Genomic DNA, 14,787 nt, shown 5'->3' with positions numbered 1-14,787 from the left:
AAAAATTACCTGATGAAAAACCCATTTATTCCGTACTACCTGTTATTGATAGGTATATGTTTAGCCTCCGTTTCTTCCGTTGCCCAGGATAAAAAACCAGATACTGTTTCCGCGGGCATTTATATTACCAGCATTCATGATATCGACTTCAAGGACAAAGAGTTTTCTGTTAACTTATGGCTTTGGCTGAAGTACAGGAACCGCGATTTCAACTTCTACGACAACCTGGAAGTGCCAGGCGCTAAAGAAGTGACCAAGTCGTTTGTTACCATCGACAGCTCTGGCGATCAGATCTATATGCAAATGAAGCTGCAATGTGTAATGAAAGATTCCTGGAAGATCGCCAATTTCCCCTTTGATAAACAAAAGCTCAGGTTCTCCATCGAAAATTCGCAATACGATTCCCGCTCACTGATCTTTGTGGCCGATACTGTGGGCGATCATTTTGACAAGCGTTTTGCCATGAGCGGCTGGACGATCGATAGTTGCATTATTGCCACCGGTAAAAAAGTGTATGAGACTGCTTTTGGGGATGAGCGTTTGGCAACCCCCCGTACCGAATATAGCAACTTTAAAGTGCGCCTCAGCGTACACCGGGAAGCTATGGATATGTTCTGGAAGCTGTTCCTGGGTATGTACATCGCTTTTCTGATCGCGTATGTGTGTTTCTATATTCATTCCGATGGTATGGATTCGAGGTTTGGGTTAAGTGTGGGGGCGCTGTTTGCCGTAATTGGTAATAAGTATATCATCGACTCGTCTTTACCCGAATCAACCTCCTTTACCCTGGTTGATACCCTGCATGGCTTGACCTTGTTCTTTATTTTTTCAGTAGTTTCCTCAACGGCCTGGTCGTTGCGACTGGTTAAAAAGGGACAGGTAGAAAAAGCCAGCCGTTTTGATATGATCATGGCCCAGGTATTGTTGTTGATCTATGTAACACTGAATATTTATTTTATTCACGACGCTGCTAATAGCTAATAAACAATGGGTGTTTTTTATTTACATGCCGAACAGTTATTACCTGTTGACATACAAACCGCCTGGGCATTCTTTTCATCGCCCAATAATCTGGCATTGATCACCCCGCCGGAAATGGATTTCAAAACCCTTACTTCTATGGGGGAAGGACAGGAGATCTATACCGGTATGTTGATAGATTATAAAGTGAAGCCATTGTTTGGTATTCGACTGCACTGGCAAACCGAGATCGTTAAGGTGCAAAAACCGCATTCCTTTACCGATATCCAGGTAAGGGGGCCTTATAAGTTGTGGCAACATACCCACACTTTTACGCCAAACGGTAATGGCGTGCTGATGAAGGATGAAGTGAAGTACCAACTGCCGTTTGGGCCGATGGGCAATGTCGCCCATTTCTTGCTGGTGCGTAAAAAGCTGGCGGCGTTGTTCAGGTACCGTAAAGTCGCTATAGAACGCATATTTAAATAAAAAAGGCCCCGACGTGTTTATGCCGTCGGGGCCTTTTTATTCGCTTCCTGCCCTTTTAACGCTTCATCAGCAGGCTTGAAAGCTGTGCGTCTCTTTTATAAATATCTTCCCTGAAGTTAAGATCGCCCTGCCTGTCTACCCAGGCAGTGAAATAGGTAATATAAACCGGTATGGGGTCTTTAACCGCCACATATTGTTCCTTGCCACTGGCCATGGCCTTGTTGATCCGGTCTGTCGTCCAGGCAGCGTCATCACGTAAGATATACTGGGCGAGGAACTTTGGATTGGCCACTCTGATACAACCATGGCTAAAGGCCCGTTTGCTTTCCTGAAAAAGACTTTTGGAAGGCGTATCGTGCAGGTAAATGCTATGGCTGTTGGGGAACAGGAATTTTACCTGGCCCAGGGAATTCCACGGACCGGGTTTTTGGCGAACGTCAGGACCATTCCATTCCATGTGGTTTTTTTCTAGGTAGTTCGGGTTCTTTTGAATACCTGGTAAAATTTCTTTTTTCAAAATACTGGCGGGTACATTCCAGTAAGGACTAAAAACAACCTGGCTAATGGAACCGGCGAAGATCACCGTTTTGTTCACATCCTTGCCTACTACCACATTCATATTCCACAATAACGAATCATCATAATACGCGTGCAGCACAAACTCGGGAATATTTACTGCCAGGTACCGGCCACGTACATCGGTTGGTAACCAGCGATTGCGTTCCATGTTCACCATTATTTTTTCAATCAGTTGGGGGACAGGGATGTTCAGTTCCCTTATCAGGCCAGCGCCTGCAATACCATCTTCCGAGAGGCCATGTCTTCTTTGAAAGCGTTTAACAGCTGTCAATAACGTGGAATCATAGGTGTCGGAGCTGGTGTCGCCGGCGTTGGTAAGATCGCCGAGAAGAAAAAGCTTTTTGCGCAGTTTTACGATCTCCGGTGAGGTGTCACCGGGGCGAATGGGTTTGTTCCCGGGCAAGCTGATGGTGGTGGAAGAAGCAGGGATGGCCTTATATTTTTTGAGGTATTCTTTTAGCAGGTTGTATTGCCGGTAAACCGGTTCTTTAACATTGGCGGTATTGCCCTGTTTCAATACAGAATCGAGCAATGCGCTATAGGAAAGCTTTTTGCGGGGCATCAACCAGTCTATCTTTTGGGTGGCGCTTTCTTCCAACCCGGCCCAAACCCTTTGGGCAAAGAAAAAGTAAAGGGATGTCAACAACAGTTCCGTTTCGCTTTTTTGTTCAAGGGTTTGGGTATTGGCTGCGTTTATAAGGCTGTCGAGTGTATGCTTATAAGGCAAGACCAGGTTAAGCCCTTCTTCGGGCAGGTTTTCCAAACGCACATACAGGTGGCTGGCCTGTTCGGTTAAACCGCTGTCGCTATACCAGGCAAAGGCATAATTGCGTTCGGTGTAAAAGGTGGTGAGGTCTTTTTGAAAAGTGCGCAGGGAGTCGTACCTGGTAAAAAATGAATCGAGGCGATTGGCAGAAAATCGCAGGCTGCGTTGATCGCTGAAATTACCGGCGATCTCATGGGCGGCATCCTGCACAACTTTATTAATGGAATCTTTTTTATTGGCACCTGCTTTGGATGCAGATTCCCGGCAACCCCAGATACACAATAGGCAAAGGGCTATGAAATAAATGTTTTTTGGCATAAAGGCTATTCTAATGGGGTATAATACAATGAAAAAGGGGTTCAGGAATATGACTGGTGTGCGCTCCTAATAGCCTGCCTTTTAACTGCCAGTTATATCCGTAAACCCCGTATTGAAAGTTCTGAACGTCTATGGAAGGTAAATGTATACGTTGCAATGGTCATTGACAGCTAATGCAGTAACTATGGAGTTGCAATCGTATAGTTTCAATGTGACCAGATTTACCAATTTCCTATGAGGAATAATGTAAAGGCCCTGTTGATCCTTTGAAGGGCCATTTTTTGCGGCCAGAGAAATGAAGGAGAGATCATTTGAAAAAAGAAAAGTACTTACTAACCCGGTTCTTTTACAGGATTAAAACCCACCATCTTTCCTGTAAAAGTTCTAATTCCTTCAATTCGCATATACGAACTACTTCACGTGTTTGTTAACCACTTTAGCCAGTTCAAACATTGAAATTTGATCTTTACCGAAGAGTGGTTTCAGCTTAGTGTCAGCGTTGATCATTCTTCTGTTCTTGCTGTCCTGCAGCTTGTTCTTTCTGATATATTCCCAGATCTTTTTAACGATCTCAGTTCTTGGTAAAGGTTTGCTACCTATAACTTCAGCTAAAGCAGGGCTGGCATTGAGCGGAGCCATGAATGCAGCGTTTGGTTTTCTGGCAGTTTTCTTTTTAGCTGCCTTTGCTGCCTTTGGAGCTGCTTTCTTTGCTACTTTCTTTTTAGGAGCTGCTTTTTTAGTAGCGGCTTTTTTTACTGCTTTTTTTACTGCTTTTTTAGCAGCTTTCTTAGCTGTTTTTGCCATAGTGTTTTAAAATTTAAAAGTGAATAATGAAAGTTTTTGAATTATAGTTTGAAAGTAAATCAAAGTGAATATACTCAAATTTATAAATAACAAGAGAATTATCGCAATATTCAGCTGTTAAAATCCTTTTGTTCATCGCCTGTGCAGGGCCGTTTCCCTTGGTGAATTTAAGAAAGCTGCTGCAAACATAACACTCCTTTTTTAAGAATACCCCCATTTTCCCTGCTATTTATAAGAAAAATATTTATGAAACCCTAAGGTTGCATTATATTTGCAACCTAAAGGTTTCCTATTTAAAACTATGCGTAGAGACGTATTTCAGGCAATAGCCGACCCCACCCGGCGGGAGATAATTAACATGATAGCCCAGCAGCCACTGAACGTAAATGCGGTGGCTGAGAACTTTGAAGTGAGCCGTACGGCCATCTATAAACACATTAAAATGCTTACGGAGTGTGGGTTGGTAGTAATTACACAGTTTGGGCGTGAACGCTTCTGTGAGGCCCGTTTGGAGCGGCTTACAGAGGTTATTGACTGGGCAGAACAATACCGGAAAATATGGACAGAGCGCTTAGAGAGTCTGGAAAATTTCCTCGATACACCAGAGAGCCCCAGGAAAAAGCCGGCCCGAAAGAAGTAGTGGTTGTAGGTAAAATTGGTTGTGTGTTTGGGTGACGCATTTGAGTGAGGAACTAAATGTGAGTGGTGAGTTGTCAGTTGTGAGTGGGTTTCCGAATATCTGAGTTCACAACAATTGGTGGGCTTCTTCCCACTACTGCTCGCAATTCACAATTTACTCACATCCTCGACAAACGGCCCGCCTACGCTAAAGCTCCGGCGGGCGAGGCAATGGGCAATAGGGGAATACAAGTCGGCAGACGGCAAACGGCAGACGTGAAACGTGAAACGGCAAACGTGAAAGGATTTCCGAGGTTCGGGCCTCATGTCGAGAAACGGCAGACGGCAAACGGCAGACGTGAAATCCGGTCCTTCGCTGCGTGGACTGTGAATGGGCAATGGCAATCAATGTCGTTTAGTTAATGCTTATTTATTAAAATCCTCCCGCTTTGCGGGAGGGAAGGGGTGGGTTTTTGTGTTTCGTTCGGGGCGAGGCACAAGGGCAATAGGCAATAGGGAAATACAAGTCGGCAGACGGCAGACGGCAAACGGCAGACGGCAAACGTGAAAGGATTTCCGAAGTTCGGGCCTCATGTCGGCAAACGGCAGACGGCAAACGGCAGACGTGAAATCCGGTCCTTCGCTGCGTGGACTGTGAATGGGCAATGGGCAATCAATGTCGTTTAGTTAATGCTTGTTTATTAAGATCCCCTCCCGGGAGGGGAAGGGGTGGGTTTTTGTGTTTCATTCGGGGCGTCAACTAAACCCTAATCCATAACCAGCAACTCCTTGTTGTACTTATTGCGATACTCTATAGGCGAGAGCCCCGTTATCTTCCTGAAAATGCTCCGGAAAGCCTTTACATCACTATACCCTACATCATACATGACCTCATACACATTCTTCTGGCCCGTCTCCAGGTCCTTCTTGGCAGCCTCAATCTTAACCCGTTGAATGTATTCCGATACGGTATTACAGGTGGCCTTTTTGAACCGGCGTTCCAGGCTGCGACGCCCAAGCGCAAAGGTGCCGGCCAGTTGGTCAACCGTTATTTTCTCTTCGAAATTCTTTTCAATATACTCCTGCGCTTTTTTCACCGTTTCATCTTCATGGGCTTTTTGTCCCTGGAAAATGATGAATGGCGATTGCAGCGTGCGGTCAATATCAATCATAAACGCTTTGGCTATAAGAATGGCAAGATCCCGGCCAGCATATTTTTCAATCATATACACCAGCAGGTTCAAATAAGAATAAGCTCCGCCACTGGTATATATACCATCCCCATCGGTAATGATCTTGTCATCTACCAGTTCCACATCGGGATATAAGGCCCTGAACTCATTGGCGAAACGCCAATGAGTGGCGCACTGTTTGCCTTTTAACAAACCGGTTGCTGCCAGAAAGAAAGAACCAATACAAAGACTCGCCACCTCGGCCCCATTATTGAACTGATGCAAAATCCAGGGTATGAGCGCCTGATTGGCTTCTATTATTTTGTTGAACTGACCATGGATGGCGGGAATAATGATCAGATCGGTCTTTACAACATCTGTATACAAACAATCGGGCTTAATTGTGAATAACCCTTCCCGCTGACTGGTTTCTTTTGAGAGCCCAACCATTTGAATATCAAACAAGGGAGCTTTCCCCATACTGGTACGCAGGTTGTTTACCTCAGACAGTATCTGGTGTGTTCCCTCAATATTCACCAGGCTGGTATGCCCTTTCGGAATCAGGATTGACACATGTTTCATGCTGTAAATTTTTGTTTTTTTCTGACCTCATGAAGGGCAGTTCCGACGGACTAGGATTTTACTAAGACAAAGGGTGAAAAGTTAAGGACATAGTAACAGCGTTTTATGGTAGCTTTCCCCTTTATAAAGATAAAAAACAATTGTCGCATTCAACCCCTTAGTTGGTCGCTTTTACACCCTTTTGAAGTTAATGAGTGCATGTACTTTTGAATACGATTGCGGCAGGTGGTTAGTGTTAACAAAAAAGAATGCACTATGATTGAGGTTTTTAAAACGAATGTACAGGAGTTTTCAGAAGCTCAAAAGCTGGTGAATCTACTGCGAAGACACTTTCCCGGCAGCAAAATAAATTTCGACCTGGACGATTGTGACAAGGTCCTGCGGGTAGAAGGCAATAACCTTCGGATAGAAAAAGTGATGACCCTTGTTATGGAAAAAGGGTTCCTGTGCACAGTGCTTGACTAAGGCAGAATATGTAATAAATAGTTATCACACTTAAACGCCGGTTTACTTCCTGGAATAATAACTTTATAATATTTCTAAACAATTAAAATAAAAGAACATGCCAGCATTGAATCCTTATTTGAACTTCAACAACAACACCGAAGAAGCATTCAATTTTTACAAATCAGTTTTTGGTGGTGAGTTCGCAATGGTTATGCGTTTCAAAGACATTCCCAAAGAATATAAAGGACCCGACCATGAAGATAATAAGATCATGCACATTTCACTTCCAATTGCCGGCGGCAGCGTATTAATGGGTAGCGATGTGCCCGAACAAATGGGAAAAATTGTTCCGGGAAATAACATTCAATTGAGCCTGGCACCTGCCAGTAAAGAGGAAGCTGATAAATTGTTTAACGGGTTATCAGCCGGTGGTAAAGTTACCATGCCTATGGCCGACGCTTTCTGGGGCGCCTATTTTGGAATGTGTGAAGACAAATTCGGCATTCGCTGGATGATCAATTTCGATACAAACGCAAGATAATATCTCCTACACGTATTTATTAAACCTGGTATTATGAAAACAGCAACAGCTTTATTGCAGGAATTTGAATCGGCTACCAACGCCTATCTTGATATTGTTTCTGGTTTAAGCCAGGATGAAATAAATACCGTTCCGTTCCTGGGCAGCTGGACAGCTGCCCAGGTTACGGAGCATCTTTGCAAGTCAGATGAAGGCATGTTAATGGCATTGAATGGTCCTGTGTATCCCACCAACCGGCCAGTGGATGCAGGTGTAAATAACTTGCGTTCCATTTTTTTGGACTTCACCACCAAACTGCAATCACCCGATTTTATTATTCCGGGAGAAGAACCCCACGATAAAGACAGTTTGATCAATACGTTTAAAGCAGGCCGCGAACAAATTGGCAAAGCCATAGAAACGCTCGATCTTACTACTTCCTGTCATATGCCCATCTTTGGTGAACCCACCCGGTTGGAACTGATCTACTTTGTGATCTTTCATACCCAACGCCACACCAATCAGGTAAAGCATATAAACGAAAAACTGGTAGGCGTTTAAGAAACAGGTACTTTAGCAGAGAGGAATAAACCGCCTGTCTATGCTATACAAAAGAATGCCAATTGAGAAGGAATCGCCCGAAGAAAGAGGCTATGATAAGGTCCTGTTCAATATGGCCGAAAGCTCTGTGTCAGACCTTACATTCGGCGAACTGGGTCTTCAGCTCAATGAACTGAAGCTGGAATATATTCCCCACCGCGGGAACCCGCAGCTCAGGCAAATGCTGGCCTCGGAAGCAGGTGTTTTGCATCCCGATCAGGTCCTGCTCACCAATGGCGCCTGCGGCGCCCTATTCATCATCAATACGGCCCTGCTTACCCCAGCCGATCACCTGATAGTAGTACGGCCCAATTACGCACCGAACATTGAAGTGCCGGAAACCATTGGTTGTGCAATCAGTTACATTGATCTGCAACTGGAAGAAAACTGGCGCGTGAACCTGCAGGCTATTGAAGCAGCCATAACCCCCGCAACAAAACTCATCAGCATTACCACACCGCATAACCCAACCGGTATGGTTATGACGCAACCAGAGTTACAGGCATTGGTGACCCTGGTTGAAAACCGGAACATTTACCTGCTGGTTGATGAAACCTACCGTGATACCTGCTTTACCACCCCATACCCGGTAGTGGCTTCCCTAAGCGAGCGGGTGATCAGCGTATCTTCTTTATCAAAAGCATTTGGCTTACCCGGACTAAGAATTGGTTGGATAATAACCCGGAATGCTGATCTGATGGAACAGTTTCTTGGGGCAAAGGAAATGATCTATATCAGTAATGCGGCCCTGGACGAAGAGGTGGCCACCCAGTTTTACCGGCAAAAAGAAAAATTTGCGAAGACTATTAATCAAAGGGCCATGGAAAATTTTGAGGTATTATGTGCCTGGTTGCAACAGGAGCCCGCCCTGGAATATGTATTGCCACAAGGGGGCGTTGTCTGTTTCCCGCGTTTGGTGAGTCCGGAGACAATTGACATTGCCCGTTTTTACGAAACACTGGCACAAAAATACAAGACCATGGTAGGCGCTGGTCATTGGTTTTCCATGCCTGATTCCTATATGCGCATAGGTTTTGGCTGGTTGGACAAAGCGGCTTTTGAACAGGGATTGAAACATATTAGTCAGGCCATTGCAGAAAGTAAACGGTAGCTGCCCTCCTTGATGATTGATAATTTTAATAGTATACATTAGTGCTCGCTGTTATACCATCCGCACCCCCATTGTGCATTTATTTTTGTAAATTTAATGAGGTAGTGATTGCCCCAATTAAAAATGCTTTATGGGAAAATTCCTTTTGGCCATATTACTAAGTGGCCTGCTATTGACGGCCTGCAAAAAACACAAGGAGAACGAACCCACTGACAAGGATTCCATTGAATACTTTAACGCCAACCTGAAGGCCGATATGAAGTACGATGACATGGTAAGCCTGTTTGGTGAACCAGATGGAGACAGAGGCAGTGGCATCCACATCTATTTTTATACCCTGAGCGATGGCTCATCAGTATATATTGGGTATGTCGACAAGATCCTCTACGCCCGGCATATGAGCCAGGCTGGCCAGTTATTACATAATATTATTTGATCACTTACTCCAGGACCAATACGCCAAATGCCGAGGGAATATGAAAATCGGGTTGTGTGGCATTCGGCTTTACCCAGCTGATCCAGTGAAAAGCATTGTATCCGCCCGCTGCGGTCTTTCTTTCTGCTCTGAACAAACCGGCCAACAGTCGCTGGTTCGGTAAAAGTCCCAGGTCGTTGAGTGATTGTATACTGATGGCAATTTCAACAATATACCCATTTGTAGTAGTAGCTGTTTTAATTAAAAATTGTTTGCCTGGCCACGACCAGGTATAATCCATTTTACGGTAAAACGATGCGCGGTAATCAAGCGTTCTGCCGGCAGCATCCATTTCAAGACAGTAATAGAAAGGCAGTAAAGTAGTATCGCGGGCCATAAAGATCTCCACCCGGTCAGCGGCGCCGGCATCCATCTTATTGTTTTTGATCACCGGAGTAATAATGGAGTCATCTGTTGCCTGGTATAAACAGTACAACCATTTTCCATCCCAAAGGGCCGCAAATGACGTAGCAGGCGCGTTCTCCTGCTCCCAGGGATAAGAGAAGTCTGTCAGTCTGGTAGCTTTTTCCCATGCTTTGCTATCGCCCCTGCCCGTTATTTCCAATGTGTTTTCAGGAATCCTTTTTACGGTATATGTTTGAGCGCCTGCCCATTCATAAATAAGCAATGCTGTTATCAGTGAGAGGAAAGCGGGTGATCTCATGTTCTTGTTACCTTAAGACTAACAAGTTAAGGAAGCCAGCCCGATTCTGTATAAAGAGATTGTTTTACGGATGGTAGGGAGCAGGCGGCTGCTTGTGCCCTTGTTACCTATCCCGGTAGCACCCGATGCAGTGCTGGTACAGTAGTGTAATGGTAGCATAATGGCCTGCATATTGTCTCAGGGTGCTCTACGGGTGCTCAGGATATGCTCATGGAGCTGGTCCCAAGACAACTGCCAGACAATATCCAGACCACTTCCTGACCACTCCCCCACAGGATGCCACCCATTCCGGTAGCACCGCCGGCAGGGCACAAAACAATAAAAACACTTTAGCCCGTTTTCGCGTATTACGCAGGGTTGGAAACAGCATGCTACTCCCGTACTAACAAGTGGGTATTTATCGGTGGTTTGTAACTTAAATTTGTAAAATTTTTCTGCCTTGCCGGTACGAAAGTGCTTATTTTTTATCTTTAGTGCTTTGACCCTTTTCACAGTAGACCCTTAAACAACCAAACTAACTATGGGACTCGATTCCGTAGAGATACTCGTGAATGTAGAAAATGCATTCGGTATCACTATTTCCAATTATGAAGCGGAGAAAATAGCTACCGTGGGCGATATTCATAACGTTGTGTGGCGTACCCTTCAGGGGCGGCAAAGCATGAGATGCAGAACGCAGCAATTATTTTACAAACTCCGTTATACCCTCGCCACCAAATTCAATATACCCAAAGATGTGATTGAGCTCGATGCCTCACTGAATGATATTTTTCCAATAACAAACCGGCGATCGCTCTACCGTAAACTGGAAAAGGAAATGCAGGTAAAGCTGCCGCCGCTGGTATTGGTCCCTATATGGAGCACCGTGTTGAAAATCACAGGCGCCCTGTTAATTATTGGAACGCTGGTGATTTCCCTGGTAATGGTGAACGGGTTTAATTATACCCGCTGGCTGTATGTACTGCCGGTGCTGGGTATCCTATTGATAAATTTCTTTTCAAGCCTTCTCGATTCTGCAAGAACAGTATTCAGGCCTTCCTTTCTGGCCGACTTTGCCCGAATGATCTTAACACTCAATTACAGTACGATTATTCAGGAAAATGGAACAAGCCAGCAGGAAGTGGAACAGGTGATAGATCACATTATTGCCGATATAGCTGGTGTTGATATTAAGGAGGTGACCCCTGAAAAACATTTGGGCTACGACCTGGGTATTGATTAACCGTAAATCTGTATAATTTTTGAATTAATTAATTTAAACAAAACGGCAGCCCGGGTGGTTATTGTTATTTTTAATAACAATATAAAAGCTCAACAATGAATGATGTTGCCTTAACTCCCCAGGCTACCAAAGAACTATTTATAAAAATGGTGGTTGATGCCTGGAACGCCTCCACTAATCAGGTTACCAAAATATTTGATGACCTTACTGATGATCAATTAAAGGCCGAAGCCGCCCCCGGTAGAAACACCGGTGTTTATTTATTGGGTCATTTAACAGCCGTTACCGATAGAATGTTGCCTTTGTTAGGATTTGGCGAACGTTCCTATCCGCAGCTGGACAAACCTTTCCTGGCCACTCCCGACAAATCTGGTTTGGAAATTCCTTCTATACAGGAGTTGAAACAATACTGGAAAGAGGTGAATGCAAAGCTGTCGGCTGCCATTGCCGCCACTGAGCCTGACGAATGGTTCAATAAACATACTTCCGTTTCTGCAGAGGACTTTGCCAAAGAACCTAACCGTAATAAATTAAATGTGCTGATGAACAGGACCAATCACCAGAGCACACATTATGGTCAGCTTATTTATCTGAAACCTAAAAATTAGGAATACCTTTACCGGATTAACGGAATAAGGGCGTATTGTTTTACCGGCGGTATTATATAATGAATACGACAGATGAAAAAGAAGATTGATCATATACTATATGGCCGCGAAAAGAATATCACCGAAGAAGAGACCGTGCGGCAATCCCTTCCCCATAAAGACTTTCGATTTGCCAACCCATTTATTGTGATACATCATGCCGGACCGGTCACTTATCAGCCCGGACAGCATGCCAGGATCCATCCGCATCCACACCGGGGGTTTAGTCCGTATACATTTATGTTGCAGGGTGAAGGGTTTCACCGTGACAATGCCGGCAATGATGAAACAATAAAAGCAGGTGGCGTGCAATGGATGTTTGCCGGCAGCGGCATCCTGCACAGCGAAGGGCCCACTGATGAGTTATTGGAAAAAGGAGGCGTGCAGGAACTTATTCAACTTTGGATAAATGCACCCAAAGCCAATAAATGGGACAAGCCATTTTACCAGGCGGCTACTGCCGAACAATTGCCCCGGGTAATTGATCAGCCAGGCATTCAGTTCAGGCTGGCCAGTGGTGACTATAACGGTGAAACCGGGCCTATACAAAACTTTACGCCTATTATTTCCATGATCGGTGAAATAGAGGCTGGCAGGGAAATTGAATTGAATGCCACGCCCGATTACTGGACCTTGCTGTATGTGGTAAAAGGAAAGGTGGTGGTAAATGACCAGCCGGTTGAGATGCACAACCTCGTAGTATTTGATAGAACAGCCGGAGACATTCAGGTAGCTGCTACTGAAAACGCCCAGGTTTTATTTTTAAGTGCCGAACCGTTGGACGAGCCCGTAGCTGCCAAAGATAACTTTGTAATGAACACGACCGAAGAAATAGAACAGGCCCTGGATGATTATAAAAACGGACAATTTGGAAGTTTAAGCTATTAAATAACATTACATATGCAACCTAACATTGGGATCAAACCGGAAAATCTAACCGCTGTAGCGCACATTTTGAATGGTTTACTGGCAGATGAATTTTTGCTGTATACCAAAACCCGTAACGCACACTGGAATGTAGAAGGCCCCGATTTCCACGACAAACACAAATTCTTTGAAGGTCAGTACGAGGCGCTGGATGAGATCATGGATTCAGTAGCTGAACGCATTCGTAAACTGGGACATTACGCACCTGGTACGTTGAAAGATTTTTTACAGCTTACTCACCTCACAGAGCAAAGCCGGGAGAAGAATGACAGTCTCGGTTTTATTCGCGAATTACTGGAAGATCATGAGACCATCATCGTTTCCATGCGGGAAAACATTGACCGCTTTGCCAATGAATTTAAGGATGCTGGTACCAGCGACTTTATTACCGGGCTGATGGAAGAGCATGAGACCATGGCCTGGATGTTAAGAGCTCACTTTCGGTAACGGAACTAATAATGGTAGGAATAAACAGTGCCACGGCTCAAAGCCGTGGCACTGTTGTTTTTAATCAATCATAATCCGTTAACCGCACGGCAAACACACACCGGTTGTCTGTTCCATACTTCACGGTCTCATACTCGGTCAGGTTCCACAAGTAACCCGTGCTTTGTTCAAGGTATAGATCTTCGGCGCCATGGGGCCAGCGATAGCGAACACCAGCCGCAGCGCCATCGTTATACCGCGTAAGACGGGCAGTTGAACCTTCGTAGCTGCTGTTGCCGGTTGTAGACATAAAGGTTTTTGTGCCGGCCCTGTACACTCCCTGAATGCCATTTACATTGGTATTGTCATTGTCAATGGGGGTGATCACCTCCGGTGCCGGACTGGTAACAATTTGTCCGGATGAATTTAAATGAAAGCCATATACCTTAGGTACGGTTGTTTCACTGGCTTCAATATACTGACCAGTCCAAAGCATGATATCAGAAGCCGTAGTTCCGGTACCTGTTTCAATACAGGAGAAAGGCGATGCATTGGTGATCTTGTAATAACCGGTTTGTGGTAAAACATAAGCATAATTAAATGCTTTCAGCGTACCATCTGTTTCCTTGCCACAACGGGTTTCCGTATCATCACCCGCCGCGGATATAAATTTAGTAACATCAAAAACCCGAATGCCCAGTTTGGTATCAGCCACATACACCTTGCTGCCATAACAGGCAATGCCACCACCATGAATGGTTACTGGTGCATATGCATCGAGCTGGGTATAAGGGTTAGAAGCTTTATACAACGCACTGTTCGACATATTGGCTTTGTTCTGGACCAATAAAATATGGCGATAAGTGATGTTGCTCATACTGGTAATATCAACCAGGGAAACCCGCACCCCTTTGTGTTGATTGTTCACACCGGCAATTTCATCTGGTGAAATGCCATACCAGGTGATCAGCAAATAGTTCTTCGACCCCCAGGTAAAACCGGTTATGCCCTGAGGACGCCATTCAGTAGTGCCTTCATCACCATCGTTCCATTTAAACCCTTTTACCTGGTTGGCGGCGGGAATGTTAAACCCATATGCTGAAGTATAGCCGCTGCTGGTACCAACCCGGTTAAGGCTCAACTGGTCGGGTGTTTTGTAACCGTAGGAGGAAAGGCTGCTAACAAAGCTGCTTTCATCGGTATAGGTAACCGTAACATTGGCGGCTACAGCATTTTCTACCGGTAACCGGGTTGCCTTGTTTGTGGTGGCTTCGTCGGTGGGTGCTGGCTTCGATTGTTTTACGCAGGCATGCAATACAGTAGCTGCTATTGCAGCCATACAATAGATACGTACGTTCACAGGATTGTTTTTAGGTTAAATAAATATTGTTGATTAGTTTGACCAGGGATATAGACTCCTCAACTGTAAACCAGGTACTATCGCGTATGGGGCTTTATTT

Annotated in this window: 17 protein-coding genes; 12 read left to right on the top strand and 5 right to left on the bottom strand. The window is 44.9% G+C overall.

Going from position 1 to position 14,787, the window contains the following annotated elements:
* Positions 1 to 12: 12 nt before the first annotated feature.
* Together J7I42_RS03675 and J7I42_RS03670 are read left to right on the top strand one after the other, a co-directional pair.
* The gene (locus J7I42_RS03675) at positions 13 to 981 is read left to right on the top strand and encodes a ligand-gated ion channel (protein WP_209137417.1); all 969 of its coding nucleotides are present in this window, start codon (positions 13 to 15) and stop codon (positions 979 to 981) included.
* 6 nt (positions 982 to 987) lie between these two features.
* A complete protein-coding gene (locus tag J7I42_RS03670; protein WP_209137416.1) occupies positions 988 to 1,449 on the top strand; it encodes an SRPBCC family protein in 462 nt (153 codons plus the stop codon).
* A gap of 55 nt (positions 1,450 to 1,504) precedes the next feature.
* Here J7I42_RS03670 and J7I42_RS03665 read toward each other — a convergent pair whose 3' ends face one another.
* Together J7I42_RS03665 and J7I42_RS03660 are read right to left on the bottom strand one after the other, a co-directional pair.
* Positions 1,505 to 3,112, bottom strand: a complete 1,608-nt coding sequence (locus J7I42_RS03665; RefSeq protein WP_209137415.1) for a L,D-transpeptidase family protein — start codon at positions 3,110 to 3,112, stop codon at positions 1,505 to 1,507.
* Between the two features lie 411 nt (positions 3,113 to 3,523).
* Positions 3,524 to 3,916 carry an SWIB/MDM2 domain-containing protein gene (locus J7I42_RS03660; RefSeq protein WP_209137414.1) on the bottom strand — a complete coding sequence of 131 codons (393 nt, stop codon included), beginning with the start codon at positions 3,914 to 3,916 and terminating at the stop codon, positions 3,524 to 3,526.
* Between the two features lie 301 nt (positions 3,917 to 4,217).
* On the opposite strand from J7I42_RS03660, the gene J7I42_RS03655 reads away from it, so the two are divergent.
* Entirely contained in the window at positions 4,218 to 4,556 is a 339-nt protein-coding gene (locus J7I42_RS03655) for an ArsR/SmtB family transcription factor (RefSeq protein WP_209137413.1), read from the top strand.
* 745 nt (positions 4,557 to 5,301) lie between these two features.
* Here the strand turns inward: J7I42_RS03655 and J7I42_RS03650 are convergent.
* The gene (locus J7I42_RS03650; RefSeq protein WP_209137412.1) at positions 5,302 to 6,288 is read right to left on the bottom strand and encodes a GlxA family transcriptional regulator; all 987 of its coding nucleotides are present in this window, start codon (positions 6,286 to 6,288) and stop codon (positions 5,302 to 5,304) included.
* Positions 6,289 to 6,543: 255 nt separating this feature from the next.
* Here J7I42_RS03650 and J7I42_RS03645 point away from each other — a divergent pair, with 255 nt between their 5' ends.
* The 5 genes from J7I42_RS03645 to J7I42_RS03625 all read left to right on the top strand — a co-directional run bounded on the left by J7I42_RS03645 (position 6,544) and on the right by J7I42_RS03625 (position 9,402).
* The gene (locus tag J7I42_RS03645; RefSeq protein ID WP_209137411.1) at positions 6,544 to 6,753 is read left to right on the top strand and encodes a hypothetical protein; all 210 of its coding nucleotides are present in this window, start codon (positions 6,544 to 6,546) and stop codon (positions 6,751 to 6,753) included.
* Between the two features lie 97 nt (positions 6,754 to 6,850).
* Positions 6,851 to 7,276 carry a VOC family protein gene (locus tag J7I42_RS03640; protein ID WP_209137410.1) on the top strand — a complete coding sequence of 142 codons (426 nt, stop codon included), beginning with the start codon at positions 6,851 to 6,853 and terminating at the stop codon, positions 7,274 to 7,276.
* Positions 7,277 to 7,309: 33 nt separating this feature from the next.
* Positions 7,310 to 7,816: a DinB family protein gene (locus J7I42_RS03635; protein WP_209137409.1), complete on the top strand. Its 507-nt coding sequence runs from the start codon at positions 7,310 to 7,312 to the stop codon at positions 7,814 to 7,816.
* A gap of 40 nt (positions 7,817 to 7,856) precedes the next feature.
* Complete coding sequence (locus J7I42_RS03630; RefSeq protein ID WP_209137408.1) at positions 7,857 to 8,966, top strand: aminotransferase class I/II-fold pyridoxal phosphate-dependent enzyme; 1,110 nt, start codon at positions 7,857 to 7,859, stop codon at positions 8,964 to 8,966.
* 130 nt (positions 8,967 to 9,096) lie between these two features.
* Complete coding sequence (locus J7I42_RS03625) at positions 9,097 to 9,402, top strand: hypothetical protein (protein WP_209137407.1); 306 nt, start codon at positions 9,097 to 9,099, stop codon at positions 9,400 to 9,402.
* 4 nt (positions 9,403 to 9,406) lie between these two features.
* On the opposite strand, the gene J7I42_RS03620 is transcribed toward J7I42_RS03625, so the two are convergent.
* Entirely contained in the window at positions 9,407 to 10,105 is a 699-nt protein-coding gene (locus J7I42_RS03620; RefSeq protein WP_209137406.1) for a carbohydrate-binding family 9-like protein, read from the bottom strand.
* 520 nt (positions 10,106 to 10,625) lie between these two features.
* On the opposite strand from J7I42_RS03620, the gene J7I42_RS03615 reads away from it, so the two are divergent.
* From J7I42_RS03615 to J7I42_RS03600, 4 genes are all read left to right on the top strand, one after another.
* Positions 10,626 to 11,327, top strand: coding sequence for an acyl carrier protein (locus J7I42_RS03615; RefSeq protein ID WP_209137405.1), 702 nt, complete (start codon positions 10,626 to 10,628; stop codon positions 11,325 to 11,327).
* A 95-nt stretch (positions 11,328 to 11,422) separates the two neighbouring features.
* Positions 11,423 to 11,935 (top strand): DinB family protein, encoded by a 513-nt coding sequence (locus J7I42_RS03610; protein ID WP_209137404.1) that lies wholly within the window; start codon positions 11,423 to 11,425, stop codon positions 11,933 to 11,935.
* 72 nt (positions 11,936 to 12,007) lie between these two features.
* Entirely contained in the window at positions 12,008 to 12,862 is an 855-nt protein-coding gene (locus tag J7I42_RS03605) for a pirin family protein (protein WP_209137403.1), read from the top strand.
* Between the two features lie 12 nt (positions 12,863 to 12,874).
* A complete protein-coding gene (locus tag J7I42_RS03600) occupies positions 12,875 to 13,348 on the top strand; it encodes a Dps family protein (RefSeq protein ID WP_209137402.1) in 474 nt (157 codons plus the stop codon).
* 64 nt (positions 13,349 to 13,412) lie between these two features.
* On the opposite strand, the gene J7I42_RS03595 is transcribed toward J7I42_RS03600, so the two are convergent.
* Positions 13,413 to 14,687, bottom strand: a complete 1,275-nt coding sequence (locus J7I42_RS03595; protein ID WP_209137401.1) for a hypothetical protein — start codon at positions 14,685 to 14,687, stop codon at positions 13,413 to 13,415.
* Positions 14,688 to 14,787: the final 100 nt, after the last annotated feature.

It is taken from the genome of Niastella soli (genome assembly GCF_017742245.1).
Classification (GTDB): Bacteria; Bacteroidota; Bacteroidia; order Chitinophagales; family Chitinophagaceae; genus Niastella; species Niastella soli.
Note: the sequence above shows the minus strand (reverse complement) of the source record. Positions and strands in the feature narration are given on the sequence as shown.